This is a genomic window from Blautia ammoniilytica (assembly GCF_025566965.1).
In the GTDB taxonomy this organism is placed as follows: domain Bacteria; phylum Bacillota; class Clostridia; order Lachnospirales; family Lachnospiraceae; genus Blautia_A; species Blautia_A ammoniilytica.
In genome coordinates, this window is sequence record NZ_JAOQJL010000041.1 from 1 (window position 1) to 20,310 (window position 20,310).

At 40.5% G+C, this 20,310-nt stretch carries 22 protein-coding genes and 1 pseudogene; 2 read left to right on the forward strand and 21 right to left on the reverse strand.

All coding sequences use genetic code 11. From position 1 onward, the window contains the following. Positions 1 to 80 precede the first annotated feature (80 nt). The 6 genes and pseudogenes from OCV61_RS15625 to OCV61_RS15650 form a co-directional block, all read right to left on the reverse strand. A pseudogene (locus tag OCV61_RS15625) lies at positions 81 to 434 on the reverse strand (AAA family ATPase); the annotation flags it as partial. Next, positions 404 to 634, reverse strand: coding sequence for a 2-dehydropantoate 2-reductase N-terminal domain-containing protein (locus OCV61_RS15630; RefSeq protein ID WP_158422599.1), 231 nt, complete (start codon positions 632 to 634; stop codon positions 404 to 406). The gene OCV61_RS15630 and the pseudogene OCV61_RS15625, both read right to left, overlap by 31 nt. Before the next feature lie 10 nt (positions 635 to 644). After that, a complete protein-coding gene (locus OCV61_RS15635) occupies positions 645 to 1,292 on the reverse strand; it encodes a cyclase family protein (RefSeq protein WP_158422623.1) in 648 nt (215 codons plus the stop codon). Positions 1,293 to 1,378: 86 nt separating this feature from the next. Beyond that, positions 1,379 to 2,713, reverse strand: a complete 1,335-nt coding sequence (locus OCV61_RS15640; protein WP_158422600.1) for an ATP-binding protein — start codon at positions 2,711 to 2,713, stop codon at positions 1,379 to 1,381. A gap of 302 nt (positions 2,714 to 3,015) precedes the next feature. Next, positions 3,016 to 3,228 carry a hypothetical protein gene (locus OCV61_RS15645; protein WP_158422601.1) on the reverse strand — a complete coding sequence of 71 codons (213 nt, stop codon included), beginning with the start codon at positions 3,226 to 3,228 and terminating at the stop codon, positions 3,016 to 3,018. Between the two features lie 44 nt (positions 3,229 to 3,272). Beyond that, positions 3,273 to 3,689: a hypothetical protein gene (locus tag OCV61_RS15650; protein ID WP_158422602.1), complete on the reverse strand. Its 417-nt coding sequence runs from the start codon at positions 3,687 to 3,689 to the stop codon at positions 3,273 to 3,275. Between the two features lie 459 nt (positions 3,690 to 4,148). On the opposite strand from OCV61_RS15650, the gene OCV61_RS15655 reads away from it, so the two are divergent. Then, positions 4,149 to 4,688 carry a helix-turn-helix domain-containing protein gene (locus OCV61_RS15655; RefSeq protein ID WP_158422603.1) on the forward strand — a complete coding sequence of 180 codons (540 nt, stop codon included), beginning with the start codon at positions 4,149 to 4,151 and terminating at the stop codon, positions 4,686 to 4,688. Positions 4,689 to 4,702: 14 nt separating this feature from the next. Here OCV61_RS15655 and OCV61_RS15660 read toward each other — a convergent pair whose 3' ends face one another. The 3 genes from OCV61_RS15660 to OCV61_RS15670 all read right to left on the reverse strand — a co-directional run bounded on the left by OCV61_RS15660 (position 4,703) and on the right by OCV61_RS15670 (position 8,689). Then, positions 4,703 to 5,356 carry a YitT family protein gene (locus OCV61_RS15660; protein ID WP_470258023.1) on the reverse strand — a complete coding sequence of 218 codons (654 nt, stop codon included), beginning with the start codon at positions 5,354 to 5,356 and terminating at the stop codon, positions 4,703 to 4,705. Positions 5,357 to 5,531: 175 nt separating this feature from the next. After that, positions 5,532 to 6,293, reverse strand: a complete 762-nt coding sequence (locus OCV61_RS15665; protein WP_158422604.1) for an ABC transporter ATP-binding protein — start codon at positions 6,291 to 6,293, stop codon at positions 5,532 to 5,534. 20 nt (positions 6,294 to 6,313) lie between these two features. Next, a complete protein-coding gene (locus OCV61_RS15670; protein WP_158422605.1) occupies positions 6,314 to 8,689 on the reverse strand; it encodes an ABC transporter permease in 2,376 nt (791 codons plus the stop codon). Positions 8,690 to 8,877: 188 nt separating this feature from the next. Between OCV61_RS15670 and OCV61_RS15675 the strand changes: the two genes are divergently transcribed. Next, complete coding sequence (locus OCV61_RS15675) at positions 8,878 to 10,365, forward strand: transposase (protein ID WP_158422606.1); 1,488 nt, start codon at positions 8,878 to 8,880, stop codon at positions 10,363 to 10,365. Positions 10,366 to 10,609: 244 nt separating this feature from the next. Here the strand turns inward: OCV61_RS15675 and OCV61_RS15680 are convergent, their stop codons facing one another. The 12 genes from OCV61_RS15680 to OCV61_RS15735 all read right to left on the reverse strand — a co-directional run bounded on the left by OCV61_RS15680 (position 10,610) and on the right by OCV61_RS15735 (position 20,155). Then, positions 10,610 to 11,698, reverse strand: a complete 1,089-nt coding sequence (locus OCV61_RS15680; RefSeq protein WP_158422607.1) for a sensor histidine kinase — start codon at positions 11,696 to 11,698, stop codon at positions 10,610 to 10,612. Then, a complete protein-coding gene (locus tag OCV61_RS15685) occupies positions 11,691 to 12,353 on the reverse strand; it encodes a response regulator transcription factor (RefSeq protein WP_158422608.1) in 663 nt (220 codons plus the stop codon). The genes OCV61_RS15680 and OCV61_RS15685 overlap by 8 nt, the downstream gene beginning before the upstream one ends. Before the next feature lie 154 nt (positions 12,354 to 12,507). Continuing rightward, a complete protein-coding gene (locus OCV61_RS15690) occupies positions 12,508 to 12,963 on the reverse strand; it encodes a ferritin-like domain-containing protein (protein WP_158422609.1) in 456 nt (151 codons plus the stop codon). A gap of 259 nt (positions 12,964 to 13,222) precedes the next feature. Then, positions 13,223 to 13,624, reverse strand: a complete 402-nt coding sequence (locus OCV61_RS15695; RefSeq protein ID WP_158422610.1) for a (deoxy)nucleoside triphosphate pyrophosphohydrolase — start codon at positions 13,622 to 13,624, stop codon at positions 13,223 to 13,225. 21 nt (positions 13,625 to 13,645) lie between these two features. Further along, positions 13,646 to 15,211 (reverse strand): DUF3427 domain-containing protein, encoded by a 1,566-nt coding sequence (locus OCV61_RS15700; RefSeq protein ID WP_262583189.1) that lies wholly within the window; start codon positions 15,209 to 15,211, stop codon positions 13,646 to 13,648. Next, on the reverse strand, positions 15,138 to 15,491 hold the full coding sequence (locus tag OCV61_RS18855) for a DEAD/DEAH box helicase family protein (RefSeq protein ID WP_317258468.1): 354 nt from the start codon (positions 15,489 to 15,491) through the stop codon (positions 15,138 to 15,140). Before OCV61_RS18855 ends, OCV61_RS15700 begins: the two co-directional genes overlap by 74 nt. Beyond that, positions 15,463 to 15,990 carry a phospholipase D-like domain-containing protein gene (locus OCV61_RS15710; protein ID WP_262583190.1) on the reverse strand — a complete coding sequence of 176 codons (528 nt, stop codon included), beginning with the start codon at positions 15,988 to 15,990 and terminating at the stop codon, positions 15,463 to 15,465. The genes OCV61_RS18855 and OCV61_RS15710 overlap by 29 nt, the downstream gene beginning before the upstream one ends. Before the next feature lie 315 nt (positions 15,991 to 16,305). Continuing rightward, positions 16,306 to 16,833 (reverse strand): hypothetical protein, encoded by a 528-nt coding sequence (locus tag OCV61_RS15715; protein ID WP_158422611.1) that lies wholly within the window; start codon positions 16,831 to 16,833, stop codon positions 16,306 to 16,308. A 76-nt stretch (positions 16,834 to 16,909) separates the two neighbouring features. Continuing rightward, the gene (locus OCV61_RS15720) at positions 16,910 to 17,107 is read right to left on the reverse strand and encodes a helix-turn-helix domain-containing protein (RefSeq protein WP_158422612.1); all 198 of its coding nucleotides are present in this window, start codon (positions 17,105 to 17,107) and stop codon (positions 16,910 to 16,912) included. A gap of 268 nt (positions 17,108 to 17,375) precedes the next feature. Then, positions 17,376 to 19,151 (reverse strand): oleate hydratase, encoded by a 1,776-nt coding sequence (locus OCV61_RS15725; protein WP_158422613.1) that lies wholly within the window; start codon positions 19,149 to 19,151, stop codon positions 17,376 to 17,378. A 166-nt stretch (positions 19,152 to 19,317) separates the two neighbouring features. Next, entirely contained in the window at positions 19,318 to 19,875 is a 558-nt protein-coding gene (locus OCV61_RS15730) for a TetR/AcrR family transcriptional regulator (protein WP_158422614.1), read from the reverse strand. A 121-nt stretch (positions 19,876 to 19,996) separates the two neighbouring features. Further along, positions 19,997 to 20,155, reverse strand: a complete 159-nt coding sequence (locus OCV61_RS15735) for a rubredoxin (RefSeq protein ID WP_158422615.1) — start codon at positions 20,153 to 20,155, stop codon at positions 19,997 to 19,999. Positions 20,156 to 20,310 lie beyond the last annotated feature (155 nt).

Genomic DNA, 20,310 nt, shown 5'->3' on the forward strand with positions numbered 1-20,310 from the left:
AAGAACAAGTGTTCTTTTTGCTTTTATGCAATTCATCTCCCACCTGTAGAGGAAGGAGAATTCTTGCTATATATTATGTTAAATTTAATGTCTTTAAATGTCAGAAAGATAACCGGATATTTTCCCTGATAATCCTGATATTTCTGTCCACATGCCCATATTTTTTTATCCTTGAAATATACAGATGTATCGCTATCCGTCTTTTCAAAAAAAGTCCGCAGCATATCCATGTTTAAAGTTTTCCCAAAGCGCCTGGGACGGGTAAACAAAGAAACCTGAGGGCGCTCATCAATAAAGTCTTTGATCATCATTGTTTTATCAATATAATAATATTCTGATGATGCCAGACAATAGTCCGATACCCCTACAGGCAATGGAAGTCTTCTTGCATCTTTAACTGAACTCATACCGTCTTCATAATCCCCCTTTCCCATATTTTTCTGCAGATATTCTGCCGCTTTTGTATAGGCAGACATGGACAGCCCCATGTCGCTCCCATTTTCACCGCATCATATACAAGTCCTCGGATCTCTGAAGCCTTGTCACATTTTTCTAAGGTCAGACCATTTTCCTGCATTGCCTGTAGATGCGCTTCTCTGGCAATCAGGGTAACATCCTTCCCTGCCTTTGTCATGTAGTCTCCCTTATTTTTCCCACCATGCAACTGCCCGGATAGGAGATCCGTCACAGTTTTCCAGTTTTAAAGGAAAACAGCTGAACCAGAACAGATCATCTCCACAGAGTTCCAAATTTTTCAGATTTTCAATATTCACGATCTCTTTTTCTTTAAAAAGCTGTTTATGTCTTGTCAGATTCTCATCTGCGATAGGATCCAGGCCGATCACATCAAAGCCGATCCCTTTATAATTGCCAGCCAGAATATACTGCATCACCTGCTCATCCAGGCAGGGATAATCCCCGAAGTAACTGTCTGTTCCCCAGCGCTTATCCCATCCAAGATAAAAAAGGAGAAAATCAGCCTGTGCACTTTTTTCTCCATATTTCATAATCTGCGCCATTGTGATAGGCTCCCCTTCTTTCAGGCCACAGCAGTCGATCACCAGTGCTTTTCCAATAAACTGCTCTGCCGTGAACTGATCCAGAGTGGTCCGTCCTGCATACAGATGAGCCGGTGGATCCATGTGTGTACCTGTATGAGTAAACATACACAACTTTGTTTCCTTAAATCCATCCTTTTCATAACTGTTTGCAGGCAAAAACTGGGGCGGCTCTGTCCCCGGATAAACCGGCATGTCCGGCCGGATGGTATGTGTCAGATCAATTACTTTCATATTCATGTCTCCTCCCTCAGGTGCTCTCATATTATCTAACCATATTTTAGCATGTCTTGCGCCTGATGTGGAGAAAAACTTATTCGTCATGATTTCCCTGATAAATATTTTTTCAATAAAAATGTGCAGAAATATGGAAATGTGCAAATCCCATCCTCAATTCCTACGTTGCTGTCTGCCAGCTTTATTCCCCAATGAATATCACTGTACGAATCACTGGATATTAACTTTCGCAGGGATCTTGAACGATTATTGTTTGCTTTTACTTCTACTGGTACCAGTTCATCCTTCGTTCTCACAAAAAAATCTTCTTCCAGAGTCGCACTCTCTTTTTTATAATAATACAGCCCTAGCCCTTGTTTTATAAAGGCCTCTGCCACAAAGTTTTCATATAAAGCGCCTTTATACACTCCCAGATTTTTATTCGCTCTCAGATCTTCCTGCGCCTCTTCATCTAAGGATGCGATCAGCAAACCGGTATCTGGATAATAAATCTTATATTTTGACTCATCATAATTTCCCTTCAGCGGAAGTTCCGGATAGTTCAAGCAGTAACATATGGATATTACTCCCGCATCCTCCAACCAGGTTATACATCCCATATATTCCCGGCTTCTGGCCTTTTTGTCTATTTTGCTCAACTGAAACTTCTTATTTTCTTTTGCAAGCTGTGCAGGAACATTTCGATATACACTTACAATTTTAGTCTGATCCAGACCCTCTGCGTATTTCCGGATATCTTCCTCATAATCCAGCTGGATCTGTCTTTGGATTTCCAATGTTTCAGAAAAAGTGCCTGTTTCAATATACTTTTTGACAACAGCCGGCATCCCACCTAGAACACAGAAGTCCAGAAACAGCTTTTTATAAACCGCTAATTCCGTATCAGAAAATGGAACTCCATCCTGCATATGCTTTAAAAGATTGTCAATATGAATTTCTGTATATCCCTTTGCCCACAGAAACTCTTCAAAATCCATGGAAAACATTTCGTAATCTGTTTTGTATCCAACACTGTTGCTATGAATTTTCTTGTAGTTAATTCCAAGTAAAGAACCACTGCATATCACATCAAATCTGCCATCCAGCTTAAACGCTTTCAGAGAAGTTGCAATATCTGGAACTTCCTGCAATTCATCAAAGATAATCAGGGTTTTGCCTTGAATAAATTTTTTTGATGGATCCAACAGAGATATATTTTTTATAATTTCATTAACCCCATAGCCATCACTTAATATTGTTTTGTATTTTGGTTCAAGTACAAAATTAATACTTACAATGTTTTCATAATTTTTCTGTGCAAAATGAAAAATGGACTCTGTTTTGCCAATCTGCCTTGCACCTTTTACAATTAGCGGAAGCTTATCCTCACGATTTCTCCATGCTAAAAGATAATCGTCTATTTTCCTTCTTAAATACATCGTCTGCTACCTCCTGATGTTAGTATATCACGTTTTTGGCTCTTTTCAATTTGGTTTTCACGTTTTTATCTTCTTTTTATTCTGATTTTTCACGTTTTTATGCGTTTTTTGCAGTAGTATTTCACGTTTTTTATAAAATCATTCAAGAGAAGCACTTTCTATTTGTAATTCCAACAATACCGTAAATAATATGCCCGAACCATTGCCATCAAAAAATCCGGAACAATGCGATGCACTCTCACATTATTCCGGATTATGATGTCTAACGATTTTACTTTACCTTTTGTATTGCATTTCACTGTTTATCTGGACGCAACCAATCCTATAACCCCGATAATGAGCAGCAGCGGAAATGCTACTGAAAGCAGTCCGCCTGCCACCATAACGATCAGTATCAAAGGAAGAAATACAATATTTAATACAAATTTGGAAATTCCCCAGGCTGCCTTAAGCCCAAAACAAAACAGCTTTCCAAACACACCGAACATACAAAAAACAAATAATAATGTAAACATCTCTGTGTCACTCCTTTAAAATCCTTCAATATCTTTTAATATCATCAATATCTCTGCAGCTGCCTTAATACATCTTCCACCCTGCGGATGGCTTCGTCAATCTGTCTGCGCGCCTTGTTGATCCTGTCCTGAACCATCAGATCCACAAATGCATTGTCAAAAAAGACATCTGCAAAAGTCAGAAGATCACTGGTTTCAATATGCAGGTCATATATCATACTTACGTCTCGCAGTTCTCTGCTGAAATTATCCAGATCATATCTGGCCTGTTCCATACACTGTCTGGCATGCTGCATCTTGGACTGCTTCACCATACTGGAAAAGAATCCTCCTTGAAAAATATCCCACAAGCCCCAGTTCCTTGCACTTGAAAGATTATCCTGTGCTGCTCGGAGGCTATGTAATGCTCTCTGACCTGCCTCAATGGCTTCTCTTTTTTCTTTTTCTATATCATATCCCATGATGATTCTCCTTATTGTATACTACCTTTTCGTCCTGCTCATATCATACATTATATCGCTGTTTGTTGCTGAAATAAATCCATTTTCTGAATTTCTTTCTTTTGGTAATACGTCCTACATAAATAAAACCATTCTTACCAGTGTTCCAACCACCGTTACGATCAGCCATTCATTCTTTATCATTTCTTCTTCCTCTGCTTTCATATTGTGCTGGCTTGAAAACCGATTTATCTTTTATCCCAAGCCTGTTGCTGTATTCCGGATTTTGTCTCATCTCTTCCAGTATCCGTACCATCCTTTTTCTTTCGATAACGTCCATACCTCGTTTCTTTCTTTTTTATTTCCTTGCCGTCAACTGATAAATCCAGTATAATAAAACACAGCACAAAAATATACATCTGCTTTATTGAAATAACAGCACATATTTCTCTGTTTTTGGAGATATAGGGAGGAGCCAGTATGGGGAAGCAATCTACCCGTGAGAATAAAACAATTTATCAGATCTGCCGCGAAGAGCAGGGACTGACCCGTGAAAAAGCTAGTGAAAAAATGATCGGTGTATCCGCTTCAAGAATTGAAAAAATAGAATACGAACTGCAGGATCCTACGCCATATGATATCGTCCAGATGGCTGACTGTTACAGGCGGCCGGATCTGTGCAACTATTATTGTTCCCACAAGTGTACCATTGGTGACAGATATGTACCTGAGATTGAGGTTTCCGAGCTCTCCACCATTATCCTGGAAACCATTGCAAGTCTGAATGAGATCAATCCTCTTACCAGCCGCCTGATCCAGATCGCCAGAGACGGGAAAGTTACGGACGATGAGATCCATGATTTTGCATATATCAGCCAAAAGCTGGATGAAGTTTCCCTGGCCATTGATTCCCTGAATCTGTGGGTAGACAAAACCGCAGGAGAAAATAACCTTAACATAGAGCTTTTAAACAGAGAAAAAGAAAAATTAAAATTAAAGCCAAAAAAGGGCGGTAATTAAACCACCCTTCTCCATCAATCCGATTGCCTTGGATCTCCTTGCCTGGATCTTAATTTACTTATATCAAAATCCTGTATGATTCCGATCAGCTGTCCGGATATGATCACCGTCAGAAGTGAATACCCGATCCGCTTCAGTGGAATATAGCTGATAGACAGCATAAGCACCACAAGATCGCTGATCAGATACACCCACTGTACCTTAAGGCCCGTTAAATGGGATACTCCCATTGCAAGGGCATCATCTCCGGAAATAGCACCTCCGATCCTTACACATGCCCCGGCTCCAACACCTACGAATATTGCTCCTACGACAGATGCCACCAAAGGCATGTTATAAAGCTGAGGCCATAAGGGTTCAAACTGTTCAAAGATACGGTATGCCACAGAAAAGCTTACTGTGGCTATACCTGAATAGACAAGAAATACACGTCCCAGTATTTTCCATCCTAACGCATAGCAGATCACATTGGCCACAAAATTCGTAACCGAAGGCGATATGCCAAACCAATGCTCCAGCAAAAGGTTCAGGCCGATCACGCCTCCTTCTGTCACCCCGGAAAGCGAATGGACATGATAAAGACCAAAGGCCAAAAACGTGCTGCTCAACACAGCAATGATGCAATTGTTAATTTTGATATCTTTAAAAAGTTTTTCCCTCAATCCCAATTTTTACTCACCAATCTTTTCTGTTATTTCTCGCTGCCCTATCTTTCTGAGCAGCAAAAATACTCCTCACATGACAGAGCGTGTAAAGACTATTATCCCCTATCATGACCAAATCGTCAAGCAAAAACCGATCATTGATTCTTTTATTTATGAACCGATCATTGATTCTTTTATTCTACCAGCCCAGATCCATCAGCCAGTTATTTAATCCACGTTCCCTTTCCTTTTCAGCTGTAAGATGTTCCGGATGGGTATATTCTCCCTTGATATTGCCATCTACAATATAAAGGATCCTGCTGCATCTGGCGGCAACCTTTGCATCATGTGTAACCATTACAATAGTCGTACCCTCCCGGTTCAGTTTTACCAGTTCGTCCATTACCTCATTGGAAGAGGTACGGTTTAAAGCTCCTGTAGGTTCATCTGCAAACAGCAGTCTTGGCTGATTCATCATACTTCTGCAGATACAAGCTCTCTGAAGCTGTCCGCCGGATACCTCATTCACATCATTATCAGCGATTTCAATAATACCCAGCTTACGCATCAGCTGTTCTCCCCTTTTTTGCTTCTGGCTTCTACTTTCATCTGTTTTTTTGCTTTCTACCGCCGGAAGTATGATATTATCCAGGATAGTCAGATTTTTCATCATATACATCTGTTGAAAAATAAATCCCATTTCATCCAGCCGAAGCTTTGTCAATTCTTTTTCACTAAGGGTAGTCAGATCCTTTCCTTCAAAAAGCACCTGTCCGCCAGTTGCACGATCCATCCCGGATATTGCATACAAAAGCGTGGATTTACCGGAACCTGAAGGACCCATGATTGCCACCATATCCCCTTCATTTACCTGAAGATTTACATTTCTAAGTACGTTGTTTTGTCGTTTATCTATAACATATGTTTTGCAAAGATTCTTTGCACAAAGTAATGCTGCCATTTTGATTTCCTCCCTTTTTGCTACTCGATGTTTGCTGTATCATTGCTTCTGATCTTCCGGATATGCAGGGCGGTAATCCCTGCCCCAAGGAATGTGATAAAGAAAATGATCACCGGATACATAAGAAAAATTTTCCACGGACTGATCACAAAAGAAACCTTTCCGGCTCCTGTCATGCCAAACAGCGGATTTCCTACCAGGTATGTTACCGGTACGGAACATAATGCAGCCAACAGCACTGCAAATAATGTAACTATTCCAAACCGCATAATGTGCCATCTGATGATCTTGGAGCTGCCAAAGCCAATAGCCTTCAAAATAGCGATCTGGCTTCTTTCATCTGCAAGGAATGACCGTTCCATCAGAACGCATACCAACAGGATCACAATCATTGTAATACCAAGCAAAAGATACTGTACAGCCTCCACAGTAGATGCTATACCCATCATATCATCACAATACTCCACTGCATTCATCACGTGATCGATTTCAAACAGCTTTTCTACTTTTTCTTTACAAGTTTCAATTTCTTCTGCGGGAGGATCATCCTGGAAATTGATCTGATAAGGCATCAAAGTTGAAAGATATCTAAAATCTGTAGGTGCATCCTCATGAAGCCGGATCACCTGTCCAAGCTGATTCATACTCTGGAAATATGCCACCACCACACAATCAACGGTTTCTGTCCCAAAATCAATTGACATGGTATCTCCAAGTTCCGCACCTGTCAGGTTGCTAATAGTAGGGGTGATGGCAATTTCATTTCTATTTCCAGGTGCCTCCCCTTCCGTGTATTCGTACTCTGATGCATTTGTATGGATTCCCTGCTGGCAAGAAAGAGAATAATCTTTATCCTTTACCCGCACCTTATATTTATACAATGCTTCCACGCACATCTTTGCAGGCATTCCATCATCAGCCAGAAGTTGTTCCTGATCAGCCAGATATGTTTCTACCTGCTTTTCCCCATCCTGGGTCATGCTGTTGATCCCAGTCTCCTGATCCTGATAATACAGATCACTTCGTTTTCCGAAGGTTGTAACAAAAGTATCACTTCGCAGGGTTGCACTCACATTCACAAATACCAGCACAAACAGCGTACAGATAAAAAAGGCAATGATAATAGTCATATACCGTCTCGGTGCACTGAATATATCATTCACTGCCAGAAATGTACTGGTGCTTCTGTGGCTTTTCCCAAGCCTGAACGGAGATTTCTTCTTGTAGCGCTCCCCTGTCTCACCGGAACGGATAGCATCAATAGGTGAATACTTTTTCACCAGCTTCGTACACCGGAATGTAAAAAGAAGGATCACACCTACCACTAGAACTGCGCCAATCACTGACAGAAGAAAATGGTTATCTGCTTCCAGTACCATATTATTACTTACAGACTGCAAAAGCAGCTTTGAAAAAGGGACACTAAGCCAAAGCCCTGCCCCGGCTCCTACCACTGACATCATCAGATACTTTGCAAGATACAGGCTGCGGATTCTGAAATTGCTGATACCAATTGCCTTCATAACCCCGATCTCACGAAATTCCTCGGAAATAGTAAAAGTAATGGAGAATTTCAGCACAACAAAAGAGATCAGAATCAGACACACACTTAAGATCAGTATTGTAAATGCTACGATCATGTTCATCACATAAGTGGTTTTTATCATGGAATATGCACCAGAAAACATAACTCCTGGTACTTCAGAGATCAAGGATGCCAGATCCGACTCCTGTGCACCATCTGCCAGGTCAATATAGCACACCTGCCCCTGATATCTGCTTCGCACATTATCATTTGCAAACAGCTTTTCCATGTCGGTCTGACTGAAAAGAAACCGTCTGTTTTGCATCATAGGGGAACCGAAAAGCGCATCCTTTGCTGTGCCGTCCAGCGTTACAGAAAAAGATACACTGTCATGTGTAACCGTAATTTTATCGCCTGTCTTAAGATCGTTCTCTTCCATGAAATCCCCGGTTACATAGGCATGCCCGGGCTGGATTTCTGTGATCTGTTTGTTGTCTTTATCAAAGTATTTCAGCTGACTGTCTTCCAAAGCCTGGAAAACTACTGAATTTTTCGCTTCGATCTTTGTTCCGTCCGCTTTTTTCAGATTGGATTTAACACCCCAGATCACAGGTTCTATGCGGCATTCTTTGATATCATCATTTCCTTGCAACACATCTTCCAGCGCTGTCTTGCTTTCTTCTCCCATGAAGATCACCACATAATCCCCGATCCCGGCCTTTTTCAGATAATGGTCTGTTCCGTTCATAACAGAGACCACATTACTGAGTCCGCTTGCCACAAACATGGCAGCCAGCAGGATAAAAGAAAGAAGGACAGCATTCATCACTTTTTTTCTTTTTAAATCTTTTTTCAAAATACGAAAAAACATCCTGGATTTTCCTCCCTTTGTTTGATATAATCTCTCGGAATCTTCAGCCCAGTAAAATCAAGACTTTCAGATCCCTTTTTTTATAAAATCCCCCACTTTTTTGCAAAAATCGCTTGACAAATCTACCGAAAAATGCGGCGCTTCGCGCCCTTGATCAAAAGTACATTTTTCGATTGGAGGCGATTTTCTTGTTACCTGTTAATTGCGGCAGTCATGCTGACTACCAGAACTTTGTTGTTGAAAATCTTCGTAAATATTATCCTGATCCAAATGCCCTTACTCGTTCCACCTGGGATATCATTGAACGCTTTTGGCATCTTGATCTGTCGGATACAAATGTCCTTTTAGCTGATAAATATTCCAAGTTTGGCCCAGCTCCAAGAATTCCTTCCTGTATGCAGCGTTCTTACCTGTTATCCATTGATTTTAAAGTTTCCTCTATCACCGAATGGGCTGCGCAGCTTAAGATGAATCCTCTTTTCGCTATCCTCAGTGGTTTTCGGGTTGGTGACACTCCAGGTGTTGGCACCTTTTATGATTTTATGAAACGCTTATGGGATTCTGATGATCCCCATATGTCACCCCATATCCATCCGCTGAAAACAAAAGTGAAAAAGCCAGATGCAAAAGGAGAAAAAGCTCCTTCAGTTGAAAAAATAACCGTTGCTGAGCTTCTTCCCCAACTGGAAAAGACTTCTTTTTCCCTCGATGACCAGCCTTACGCTTCTCTTTTTAAAATCTATCAGAAAGAATTTCTGGATGTCTCCGTGAAAAAGGGCCTGATCCATAAGGATAATCTCGCCCTTGCCGGTGATGGGACTCCTGTTGCCACTTCCCACAGGGAACGCAAAAAACGCATATGCAAATGTAAGGAAAATGGCATCTTTGACTGTAGCTGTGACCGTTACTTTTCTCAGCCTGACTGTGACATCGGCTGGGATTCCTCTCGCGACTGCTTCTATCATGGATATGATTTATATATGCTGGTCGATTCGCAGAGTGATCTCCCGGTATTCCCCCATTATTCCTGTGCTTCAACACATGATTCGCATGGATTCCTTCAGGCCTTTTTTCGAATGAGATCTTTCCTTCCTGATTACAAAGTATCAAAAGTGCTTTTAGATTCTGCACATGATGCCATGCCTTACTATCAATACTTTAAGCGCCAAAACATCACTCCATTTATTGATCTGAACAGCAAAGCTGGAAGACCACCTGTCTATAAAAATGATTTTACCATTGATAAAGACGGGGTTCCTGTCTGCCCAGCCGGACACCGGATGCGGCGCGATGGTATCGAAGCTGCGAAAGGACGCATGAAATTCAAATGTCCGAAGATCAGTCATGCAGGCGGCTGTATTTCCTGTACCTGTGACAATCCATGCTCAAACGCGAAATATGGACGCACCGTCCATTTGGTCTTAAATGACAACCCAAGACTCTTTAACAATCCGCCAAGAAGCAGCAAAGAATGGAAACAGGAATACAATGCAAGAACATCTGTAGAACGTTCAAACAAACGTGAGAAATTAGACTTCAGATTAGAAGACGGCAGACACCGCTCTACAAAGATGTGGTACTGCCGCCTCTATCACATCCTGATGTTACAGCATCTGGATGCATGGGATCTGCCATCTGAATCTCCCCTGAGAAAGTTGATTTTGGATGTAGCATAATCCTATTGACTATCATACCACGCTTAGAGCCATAGTGAAAGCTATGTTTATTTCTCATGCCGTTTTTTTGTTCCAGAAACAATATCTACTTTTCAAAGTTCACTGCCAGAGTTTCGCTGGCATGATCAATCAGAATTCCGAGAGATCATTGATGTATCCATCTTACAGGAGAATTTATTAAACAATCCTTAAATGCCTGCTGTTCAGTAACTATTTTTATCTTAATCATTGCTTTTTACACCGGTCATACCTTTCGCACAACCATAGTTACAACAAAATCCTGCTCCTGGATTTCCGCATATACTTCCCCATCCATTTTCCGCATCAGCTGCCTGCTGATATAAAGCCCCAGCCCGGATCCCTTGGCTGAACCGGCATTGCTGCCTCGATAAAAAGAATCAAACAGATTCACAAGCTCTTCTGCTTTTAGTGTACAGCCGGAATTAAGCACATGAATCAATATACAATCCTCTTCCTCTCCAAAAGAGAGATTAACTCTTTCTCCATCCCCGTATTTCACCGCATTTTCCAGGAGATTCTGCAATACCTCGATCAGCCGGTCAGGATCTCCCTTCAATAAACAGTCTGTATAGGCCTGTATTCCAAAGCTGACATGCAGCTGTCCCAGTTTGTCCTCATAAAGCATCCGAATCGCTTCTATCACAGTTGAAAGATAAACCTCCCCTGGATCTACTGTCAGATGCAGGAAATCCTCCCTGGAAGCTTCCGTAATCTCACTTACGTAATCTTCGATCTCTTTTACATTTTTCTCAATGCCATGATATGCTTCCACACACTTTTCTTCCGTTGTATAAAGCCCTTCTTCCAGCACTCTTACGTACAGGCGGATGGCAGATAAAGGAGTCTTGATATCATGTGTAAGAGACAGGATCAGGGTCTTTTTCTCCTTTTGCAACTGTAGTTGTTTTTCTTTATTATCCTCAAGAGTATTTCGCAGCATGTCCATTCCCCATAGGAATCTGCCAAGGTATTGGCTTTTCTCTGCCGGAATCGGCATGGACAGATTTCCCTTTGCCAGTTCCTCTGTAAGATGCTCCATTCTGTGAAAAGGTTTTATTATTTTTTTCTTCATATAAGTCACTAAAAAAACAGACATGAAAAACAAGATTCCCAGGGCAATATCCATAAGGATCCATGTTCTGTAGTCTGTCCGATTATAAAAAACCTTGTAGATCGTATCTGTTTTTTCTTGTAGTTTCCGGATCACTGGTTCAGGATCTGCAATCCATATGTAGTAAATCAGGTTTGCAATCCCAATGAAAACCAGTTCCAGTCCAAGAAATCTTCTTGCAAATTTTTTATACTCATTCATATCTGTACCCAGTCCCCCACACAGTAATAATATGCTTTGGATCCTTCGGATCCTGCTCAATCTTCTTACGAAGCCATTTAATGTGAACAGTAAGGGTCTGTAGCTCGGATTCGCTGTCACTGCCCCATACACGATTAAACAGGTATTCCTTCTTTAGAGTAGTTCCTTTATTCTCGACCAACAGCTTTAGTAATTGAAATTCCTTTTCCGTAACATTCACAGGCTTTCCATTCACAGTAATGGTCTGGGATACGTTATTCAGCTTCAGATGGCCGCACACAAGCTCATCCAGTGCATATTTCCGCTTGAAGATCCCATTGATCTTTGCCATCAGTATATCAATATCATAAGGCTTGCCGATGTAGTCATCCGCTCCAATCTGCAAGCCTTTTAATGTGCTTTCCTTATCTGTCCTGGCACTTGCAATGAGAATATGGGTGTTGGAAGTCTCCCGTATTTTGGCACAGACAGAAAAGCCATCCACTCCTGGCAGGCCGATATCCAGCACGATCAGATTGGCGCCGTACCTTTCAAAAATGTCAAGGGCTTTTTCCCCTGTTTCTGCAAGACTTACGGTATAATTCTCTTTTCTGATAAAATCGCATAACAGTGTCCCGATTTCTATGTTGTCTTCTACAATAATAATATCCGGCACCTGTTTCTCCCTCCTGTGGTTCAGTCATGTCTTGTAACTGATATACAGATTATACATCTGCCAGCCAAAAGTCAACAAAATGTTTGATCATTCCCGATACCACAGCATTATAAATCCCGGCTGAAAATTCAGCCGGGTTATTTCTACACATCCACTATGCCATGCTGTTGACCGTTTTATATTTATAAAGCATCTCCGCATGGTTCTGCTCTTCGATCTGGATATCTGCCAAAAGTTTTCTCACACCTGGATCTCCAAACGCAAACACTTCTGTATTGTAAGTGGAAGAAACAAGTTTTTCTGTTCCGATACAATCGGTTGCAAGGAAGCTGTCTGCCTTCTTATCCTCTGAAGGTGCCATACTGTACGTAGCGGTTGGTTGATAATCTTTCCCCGCACAGTCATTGCAATCACAGGAAGGTACTCTTCCAGACAATACCTGTGTGAGCGAATCTAAATGTTTCTGCTCTTTTCCCTGCAGGTCTGTAAACAGGTCAACAAGTACCTGATCCTTGGCAAGCTTACTATATCTCTGGTATTTTTCCACACAGGACTGCTCCTGTGTCTGCAAATCTTTGATCACAGTTGTCTCTTTGTCACTTAATATCATCTTTCTGCCTCTTTCCCACAGGTCTTAAAACCTGTGATTGTTTTGTACGATGCTGATTTGAGTTTCAAAATGCCCAAATCCGGATCACACAGATTGCTCCGTGCTTTGCACTCCCACAATCCTGTAATCATGATGATATTATGCGCCCCAGAAATAGTAATTATTCATTTTCTTTGTAATAAAGCGACTAAGTCCGTTTCAAGAATCTTAAGTTTCTCGATCGTTAAGGAGCTTGTTATATTTTGCTCCACCAGTTCGATTATTTCATATACTTCCCAATCGTATTGATCAAAGAGATATCTGCCGGCAGCCAGGCAACGCTGTCTAACTGATCCTTGGTAAGCCACTTTGCAGCTTCTGCTTCTTTTAGCTCAAGATGGCCTTTTGTTACTTCCGCCCAAAAACAATCCATAGAAAGGTGGAAGCTGGGATAATCATACTCAATCGTATCCACCCATTCACCAATCTTGATTTCTGTATCCAGTTCTTCCATTATTTCTCTTGCAAGAGCCTGCTGTGGTGTCTCTCCGGCTTCTACCTTTCCTCCCGGAAATTCCCATCCGCCCTTAAATTCACCATAGCCTCTTGCTGTTGCAAATATTTTATTTTTCTCTTTCATATTGTCGCAGATAATTGCTGCTACTACTTTTATTGTTTTCATCTATTGAATACCTCTAACTATTTATGCCGTAATATTAGACTGCAAGTATCTTAATAAATCCTCTCGCACTGCATGATGCATTTTTATAGTAACCTTTGTGATTAGCTGCATACGTCCACGATTATCTTCTTTCTGTGCATTTAAGGCTTTTACGATATCGAACTGTCCCATGTAATAAAAACTTGTCTCCGCATCTGATTTTTTCACAAGTAAATGCTTTCTTGCAGCTCCAAGCACATCCTGCATATAAGAGCTGTCCAGACCTTTTCCAATTTGTGAATCCCACTTAAAGATCAGATTGTCCTCAAATGCATCTGCGTAATCCGGTTTTCCATCCACATAATTTTTCTCATCCTGGCTCTCTTCTTTATGATAGGTAATGAAAATAAAAACATCGTCTTTAATTCGTTTCATACCATACATGATAGAGGAAAGATCCTTCCCACAGTTCATAAGCAGACTGACATCCCTTCTGGAATACTTTTCATATAACACAAAGGGATTGTCCGCACTCCTCCCCGGAAGATACTTCTCCTGATATCTGGTAATACCAACCTTTATAATATCTTCCACCTGTGTATAGAACTGCCTGTGTGTAAGTCTTTCAGCGTAGCTTTGCACTCTTTGGATCATTCCAGGCCGGGTGCTTTCCAGGATATCGATCCGACTGAATTTCTGATATTCTGCTTCTTTACTCACAAAATGTCCCTGCAGCACCTGAACAGCATCCTTTACCTGTGCTATGCTGACCTCAAATCCAAACTTCTTTTTGTATTCTTCTGCAAAATCCTCAATCCTGATCTGATCTTTGTGAAGAAGCTGACCAAGTATTGCAAGCTCATCCGGACGCACTCCTGAGAGAACCGTTTTAGACAAATACTCCAGTGTTAATTTTTCCTGTTCACTTAAGCAATTCTTGTATTTCTCCTTTTCCATAGCCTGCATAAAGGCATCATACGTTTTATATTCTCTAATGATCACCAACGGATCAATTTCCTGATTCTCATAGAAATCATACAGAAGCGGAATCCGTCCCAATCGATTCTTCAAAGAAATATAGCTTTCTTTGATCAAGGCTTTCATACCTTTGATCCTGTCGATGGACTTAAAGATCTTGTCCTTGGAGATCTGGTCAAAATGAACAGTCGATGCCCCTGGTATCGTACTATTCCCACTAATCACGTACTTGCGGATCACATCTGCATTATAGGAACGATCCCCTGATAATGCCACCGGTATCATGAAATTATTATTATAATTCCCGATAAAATCCAAAACAACAACATATTCTTTCCCCGGTGCTTTTCTCAGTCCTCGTCCCAGTTGCTGAATGAATACAATCGGCGACTGTGTAGGTCTAAGCATAATAACCTGATTCACTTCAACAATATCCACGCCTTCATTTAATATGTCACGGGAGAAAATATAATCCAGAGGCTGCATCTCCTCTGTTGCAGCAGCTTCATCCATGGCCAGTCTTTCAAACGCCGCCAGGCGTATCTCCTCACTGTCATTACCACTTAATGCAACTGTACGGTATCCCAGTGCATTGAACTTTCGTGATAATTTTACCGTCCTGGTTATCATCCCGTTTGTCCGGAGTAGCTGTCATGCCCAAGAACAGCTTCGGTTTAAAATAATTAATGACCTTGGTGTAGATGTTGTTAGAACTATGGTGTGCTTCATCCAAAATAATGCAATCAAAATCATCTGGCTTGTACTGAAACAAATGTGTATCTCTATTCAAAGTTTCTACTGTTGCAAAAACATAGTCTTTTTCATATTCATAGGAACCGGCACCCACAAGGCCCATGGTAACACGTCTGTCAAATACCTTTTCATACGATTTCCTCTGCGACTTCTCCATTTTCCGTAGAAATCAGTTTTGTATTCCACTCTTTATTAACCGTCAGCGCCGCACTTGTCATATTGGAACTTCCAATGATGATCCGGTAAATCTCTTCTTTTTTGAAAATATATCCCTTCGTGTGGAAGCCATTTCCGGCAGTTTCCACGTCATACATTTTCAACGTAATATTTTTCAATCTATTGAGTTTCTCAAGTGCTCTCGGCTCGCTGAAATTCAGATAATTGGTTGTAAGGATCTGCCCCTTAATCCCCTTTTCTTCAAGCTCTTTTAAGGTCTGAAGAAGCGGAGTCACACCACCCATTGTGATAAATGCAACACTGATCTGAAACTGATCACAGCGCAGCAATTCATCCTCCACAGATGAAATTACCTTCTTCCCTTCTTCTGGATTATTCGACACAAATGCTGGCTTGTACGCCAGATTTGCCGCCACGGAACCATTTATATAAGCGGCACTTAAGCCATTTTGCAATTCATTGATCACATTCGCATCCATTGAAAAATCTCCCTCTCATTTCGTAATGAGCAAAACAAATACTTTGCTTAGTATTATACCTTATAGGAGAGAGTTTGTCATTGAATATCCATGAAGCATGCATGACAAAAACAACCGAAAGAAACGGTAACAATAAAAAACTGGTTCGAACATATTAAGGTTGATCAGTGTATTTGAACCTGTCTTTTCTATGGTCTTTCCGATAAATAGCTAGGCTGGCTTTTCATTAAGATTTCTCTTATGCTTTTTTCGTTGACATTTAATACTGTTCAATGTATCATATAATCAAGAAATGGGTTTTGTTACTGAGTAAGGTCATTTGACTGGAAAAGATTGCTCGTTTCTTTTTTTTATTTTCATGATATCGTATAAGTAATATTTCCCATCTTCATCGTGTCTGACCAACATCGCAACATTAAAGACGTTGTATCTCTTTATTTCTCCATCATCACCAAATACCGGAAGAGCAAATCTTGAATCATATGAATACCAACCACATTTAGCATCTTTACTATGCTTCTCCTTACGATTATCTTCATAAACCTCGTTCGTTGCTATTTTAAGCAATTCCGGTAATCCCTGTGCGGCATTCGCTTTTGCTTTCGCATTTGCTCCTTTCAAAATCCGAGTATAATTTGAGTGCGTATACTCATCAGGAAGATCCGATCCAATATAAATCATCTTATTGCAATCTTCTATCTGATAGAATTCTCCTACATACTGGCGTAAATACTTTTCAACTTCATCCCAATTAACTGCTCTTTTTCCCTTGAACAGAATATCGTGAATAAATACTGTTTTCTTTCCGTTCAAATCCTCGATAACATTTACTTTTCTCTCCAAGTTAACCTCCTAAACATTTACGCATTATAACGCATTGCGTTATGTTTATTGTAAAAAAATATACAGAGGATACCTTTTAATTATCTTCACTTTTGATTCGACGCTCTATTTCCGCTCTGTATTTCAACAATCGCAGTAAATAATCCGGAAGTTCTCTTTTCTCTGCTTCCCAATCTTGAACAGTACGATACGGAATACCATAATAATCACTAAATACACGTCTGTTCATTCCCATTTTTTCTCTTAATTCTTTTACTTCTTTTCCTCTACTCATGATAAAACTCTCCCACCAAAATAACGCATTGCGTTATTTAATAGTATCCGATATATGCTATGTTGTCAATCCACTATATTATCACCTCGCATCATATTATTCGCCCATATGTTTTTATAAAATAAAAAAGACAGGCTCAAACTCCTTGATTTTCAAGGAATTTTCACCTGTCTTTCTTCATAAGCACATCCAATAGCAAGTTTCCTCACACTGCTTATTGTTTTTCCCAATTGATGTGGGAATCTTACTTGAATTTTGCTTGATTCAGTTAAATAACACCATATTCTTTCAAAAGTTTTTCAACATCTGTGTTTTCGATAAACCCTAAGGCCTTTTTAATCGCTATTTTTTCTTTCAATCCCAGCTTCATCTGTGTCAAAGCTTCTCCATCACGAAGCTTTACGGTAGCATTTAACAGATCTCTCACATCGTAGGTACTGCCCCAGACTTCCGGCACACCGCGATCCACGTCTAAAAGTGTATACACTGCTTCCATGCCGGTTCTCATAGAATATTCTGTGGTAAAAATAGTATCTCTGGCTGTTTCCGCGAACTGACCGATAAAGGCAAAATTTACTGCCCCGTCAGGAACCACCTTCGGACGATCTGTATCATTTCTGGGCATGAAGAATGCGTCAATATAAGGCATCATAACCGGAACTGTATTGGCACTGTTCTCTGCAAGTTCTTCAATCTGATTTTCCGGCACACCGATATGATACAGCCATTCCATACAGATTTCTTTTCCTGTACAGTCTCGCATCGGTTTTTTAATATAATCACCAGGTCTGTCATTAAAGAGTGCATATACCCATACAAGGCAATGATCTTTCGGCTGAGTTCTAAACTGTGGCTGACGATTGATGGTCCAGCTCAGGAGCCAGCTGGAATCTTTAACTGTTACAATGCCTCCGGTTACCACTTTTCCGGTGAAAGGATCTCTTTTACAGATGTTCTTAATGTACGGAATAATACGCTGATCAAGCGTTTCCACAGTAGCACTCATCCAGTTACACAGTTCACTGTCATAGCAGAATTTATCCGGGTTTCCAAAGTCCGGACTCTGGGCTGCAATACGCCTCCACATATCCCATCCACCGCCCGGCTTGATTTCCGGGTCATATGGTGCCGGAGTATTTTGGGATCCCATTGCAGAATTCTCCACACATCCTCCGTTGGTGATAAAAACAAGATCATCTTCTGTCAGATCAACATAGCGGGTTTCACCTTCTGTTACAATTTCAATCCGTGTAGCCTGTTTTCTATCAGGTTCAACATGAAATTCAACATTCACCACTCTGGTATTATAATGGAATGCCACACCGGCTTTTTCCAGATATTTCACCATCGGAAGGATCATACTCTCATACTGATTGTATTTTGTAAAACGAAGCGCTGTAAAATCCGGAAGTCCTCCGATATGATGAATATAACGCTTGATATAACGTTTCATTTCCAGGGCACTGTGCCAGTTTTCAAAAGCAAACATCGTTCTCCAATAGAGCCAGAAGTTTGAATCAAATACTTCATCATCGAAGAATTCATCAATACGCTTATCATATAAATCTTCATCCGGGGTAAAGAACAGCTTCATAATCTCCATTTGGGCTTTGTCAGAAACTGCAAATTTCTTGTCTGTATGTGCATCTTCTCCACAGTTTACAGTGGCACGGCAAAGTGAATAATTAGGATCCTCCTTGTTCAGCCAGTAATACTCATCCAAAACACTGACTCCCTCTGTTTCGATCGATGGGATGGACCGGAAAAGATCCCACATAACTTCAAAATGGTTGTCCATTTCTCGTCCGCCACGCATCACATATCCCACGCCTGGGTATTCAAATCCATCACACGCTCCCCCTGGAATACGATCCTTTTCAAAAATATGAATATGCTCCCCTTTCATCTGTCCATCACGAACAAGATAGCATGCGGCTGAAAGTGCTGCAAGGCCTGTGCCAATAATATAAGCAGACTTGTGATCCACACCTTCCGGTTTTTTCGGACGAGCAAATGCCTCATAATTACCACTTGAATAATACATAATCATACCTCCTAAAGCTTTGACGACTCTATGTTTGTTAGTTATGCCCTGATTATATGTTAGTGGTCATTCTCCTGCAATCAACAAAACAACCGTGCCATCGAATTCTTTAACAGTAAAGCTGCATTGTTGTTTTTTTCAACAAAAACAGCAACTTGTTGGAATCTCAATCTATGCGGCACTTCTCCAACATACGTACCACATCCCCTTCAATAAGTGCACTGATTCGTGCAACCAGTTGTTCCGGTGATGTCTTCATATCATTCCGTATCCAGTCCAGAATTATTCCTACAAAAGCAAATTTATAAAAATCTGCAATAAATTTCTTATCTTCTTCCCGAACACTCATGCCTTCTGCGCATTCTTCAACTACATCCTTGATCAGTCGATAAACAACTCTATATAAATATTGTGTGATTTGCTCCTGGCTTACATAATGATATACATTTAATATAAAAGGCTTATTTTCTTCAATTGCATAAAAAATATTCAAGAAGCCCTGTTCCCATGTATCATACGTTGTGTTTCCATCCGCTGCTCTTTTTGAATCTTCTTCACAGGACCATTCCACCAGATCATAAATATCTTTGAAATGATAATAGAAGGTTGCACGATTAACGCCACAATCTTCGGTAATATCATTGATCGTGATCTTATTAACCGGTTTTTTCATAAGCATCCTCTTAAGTGATTCTTCTAACGCTCTTTTTGTAAACTCTGCCACGTATCATTCCTACCTTTCTATAATAAGACACAGGCAGCGTATATACTGTCTGTTCCTTGCTAAAAATACCCCGCTGGTCTTCCAACGGGGTATCATTGATTACTTCTTCGTGATTCAAGAGTTATTCTTCTGCTGAAAACTGATCTTTTCCAACAGAACATAATGGACATTCAAAATCGTCCGGAACATCTTCCCACTTGGTTCCCGGTGCAATACCGCCTTCCGGATAACCTTTCTCCTCATCATATTCCCATCCACAAACATCACAAATGTATTTCATTGTCAGTTCCTCCCTTATAATATTTATGATCACGTTACTTTTCAGGAATGATTCTTATTTATTATTATATACAATTTGAAATAAAAGTCAATACAAAAATAGGAATCATTTCTGTTTTTATCGCATTCCATATCTTTTTGCAAGGATCTTTTGCG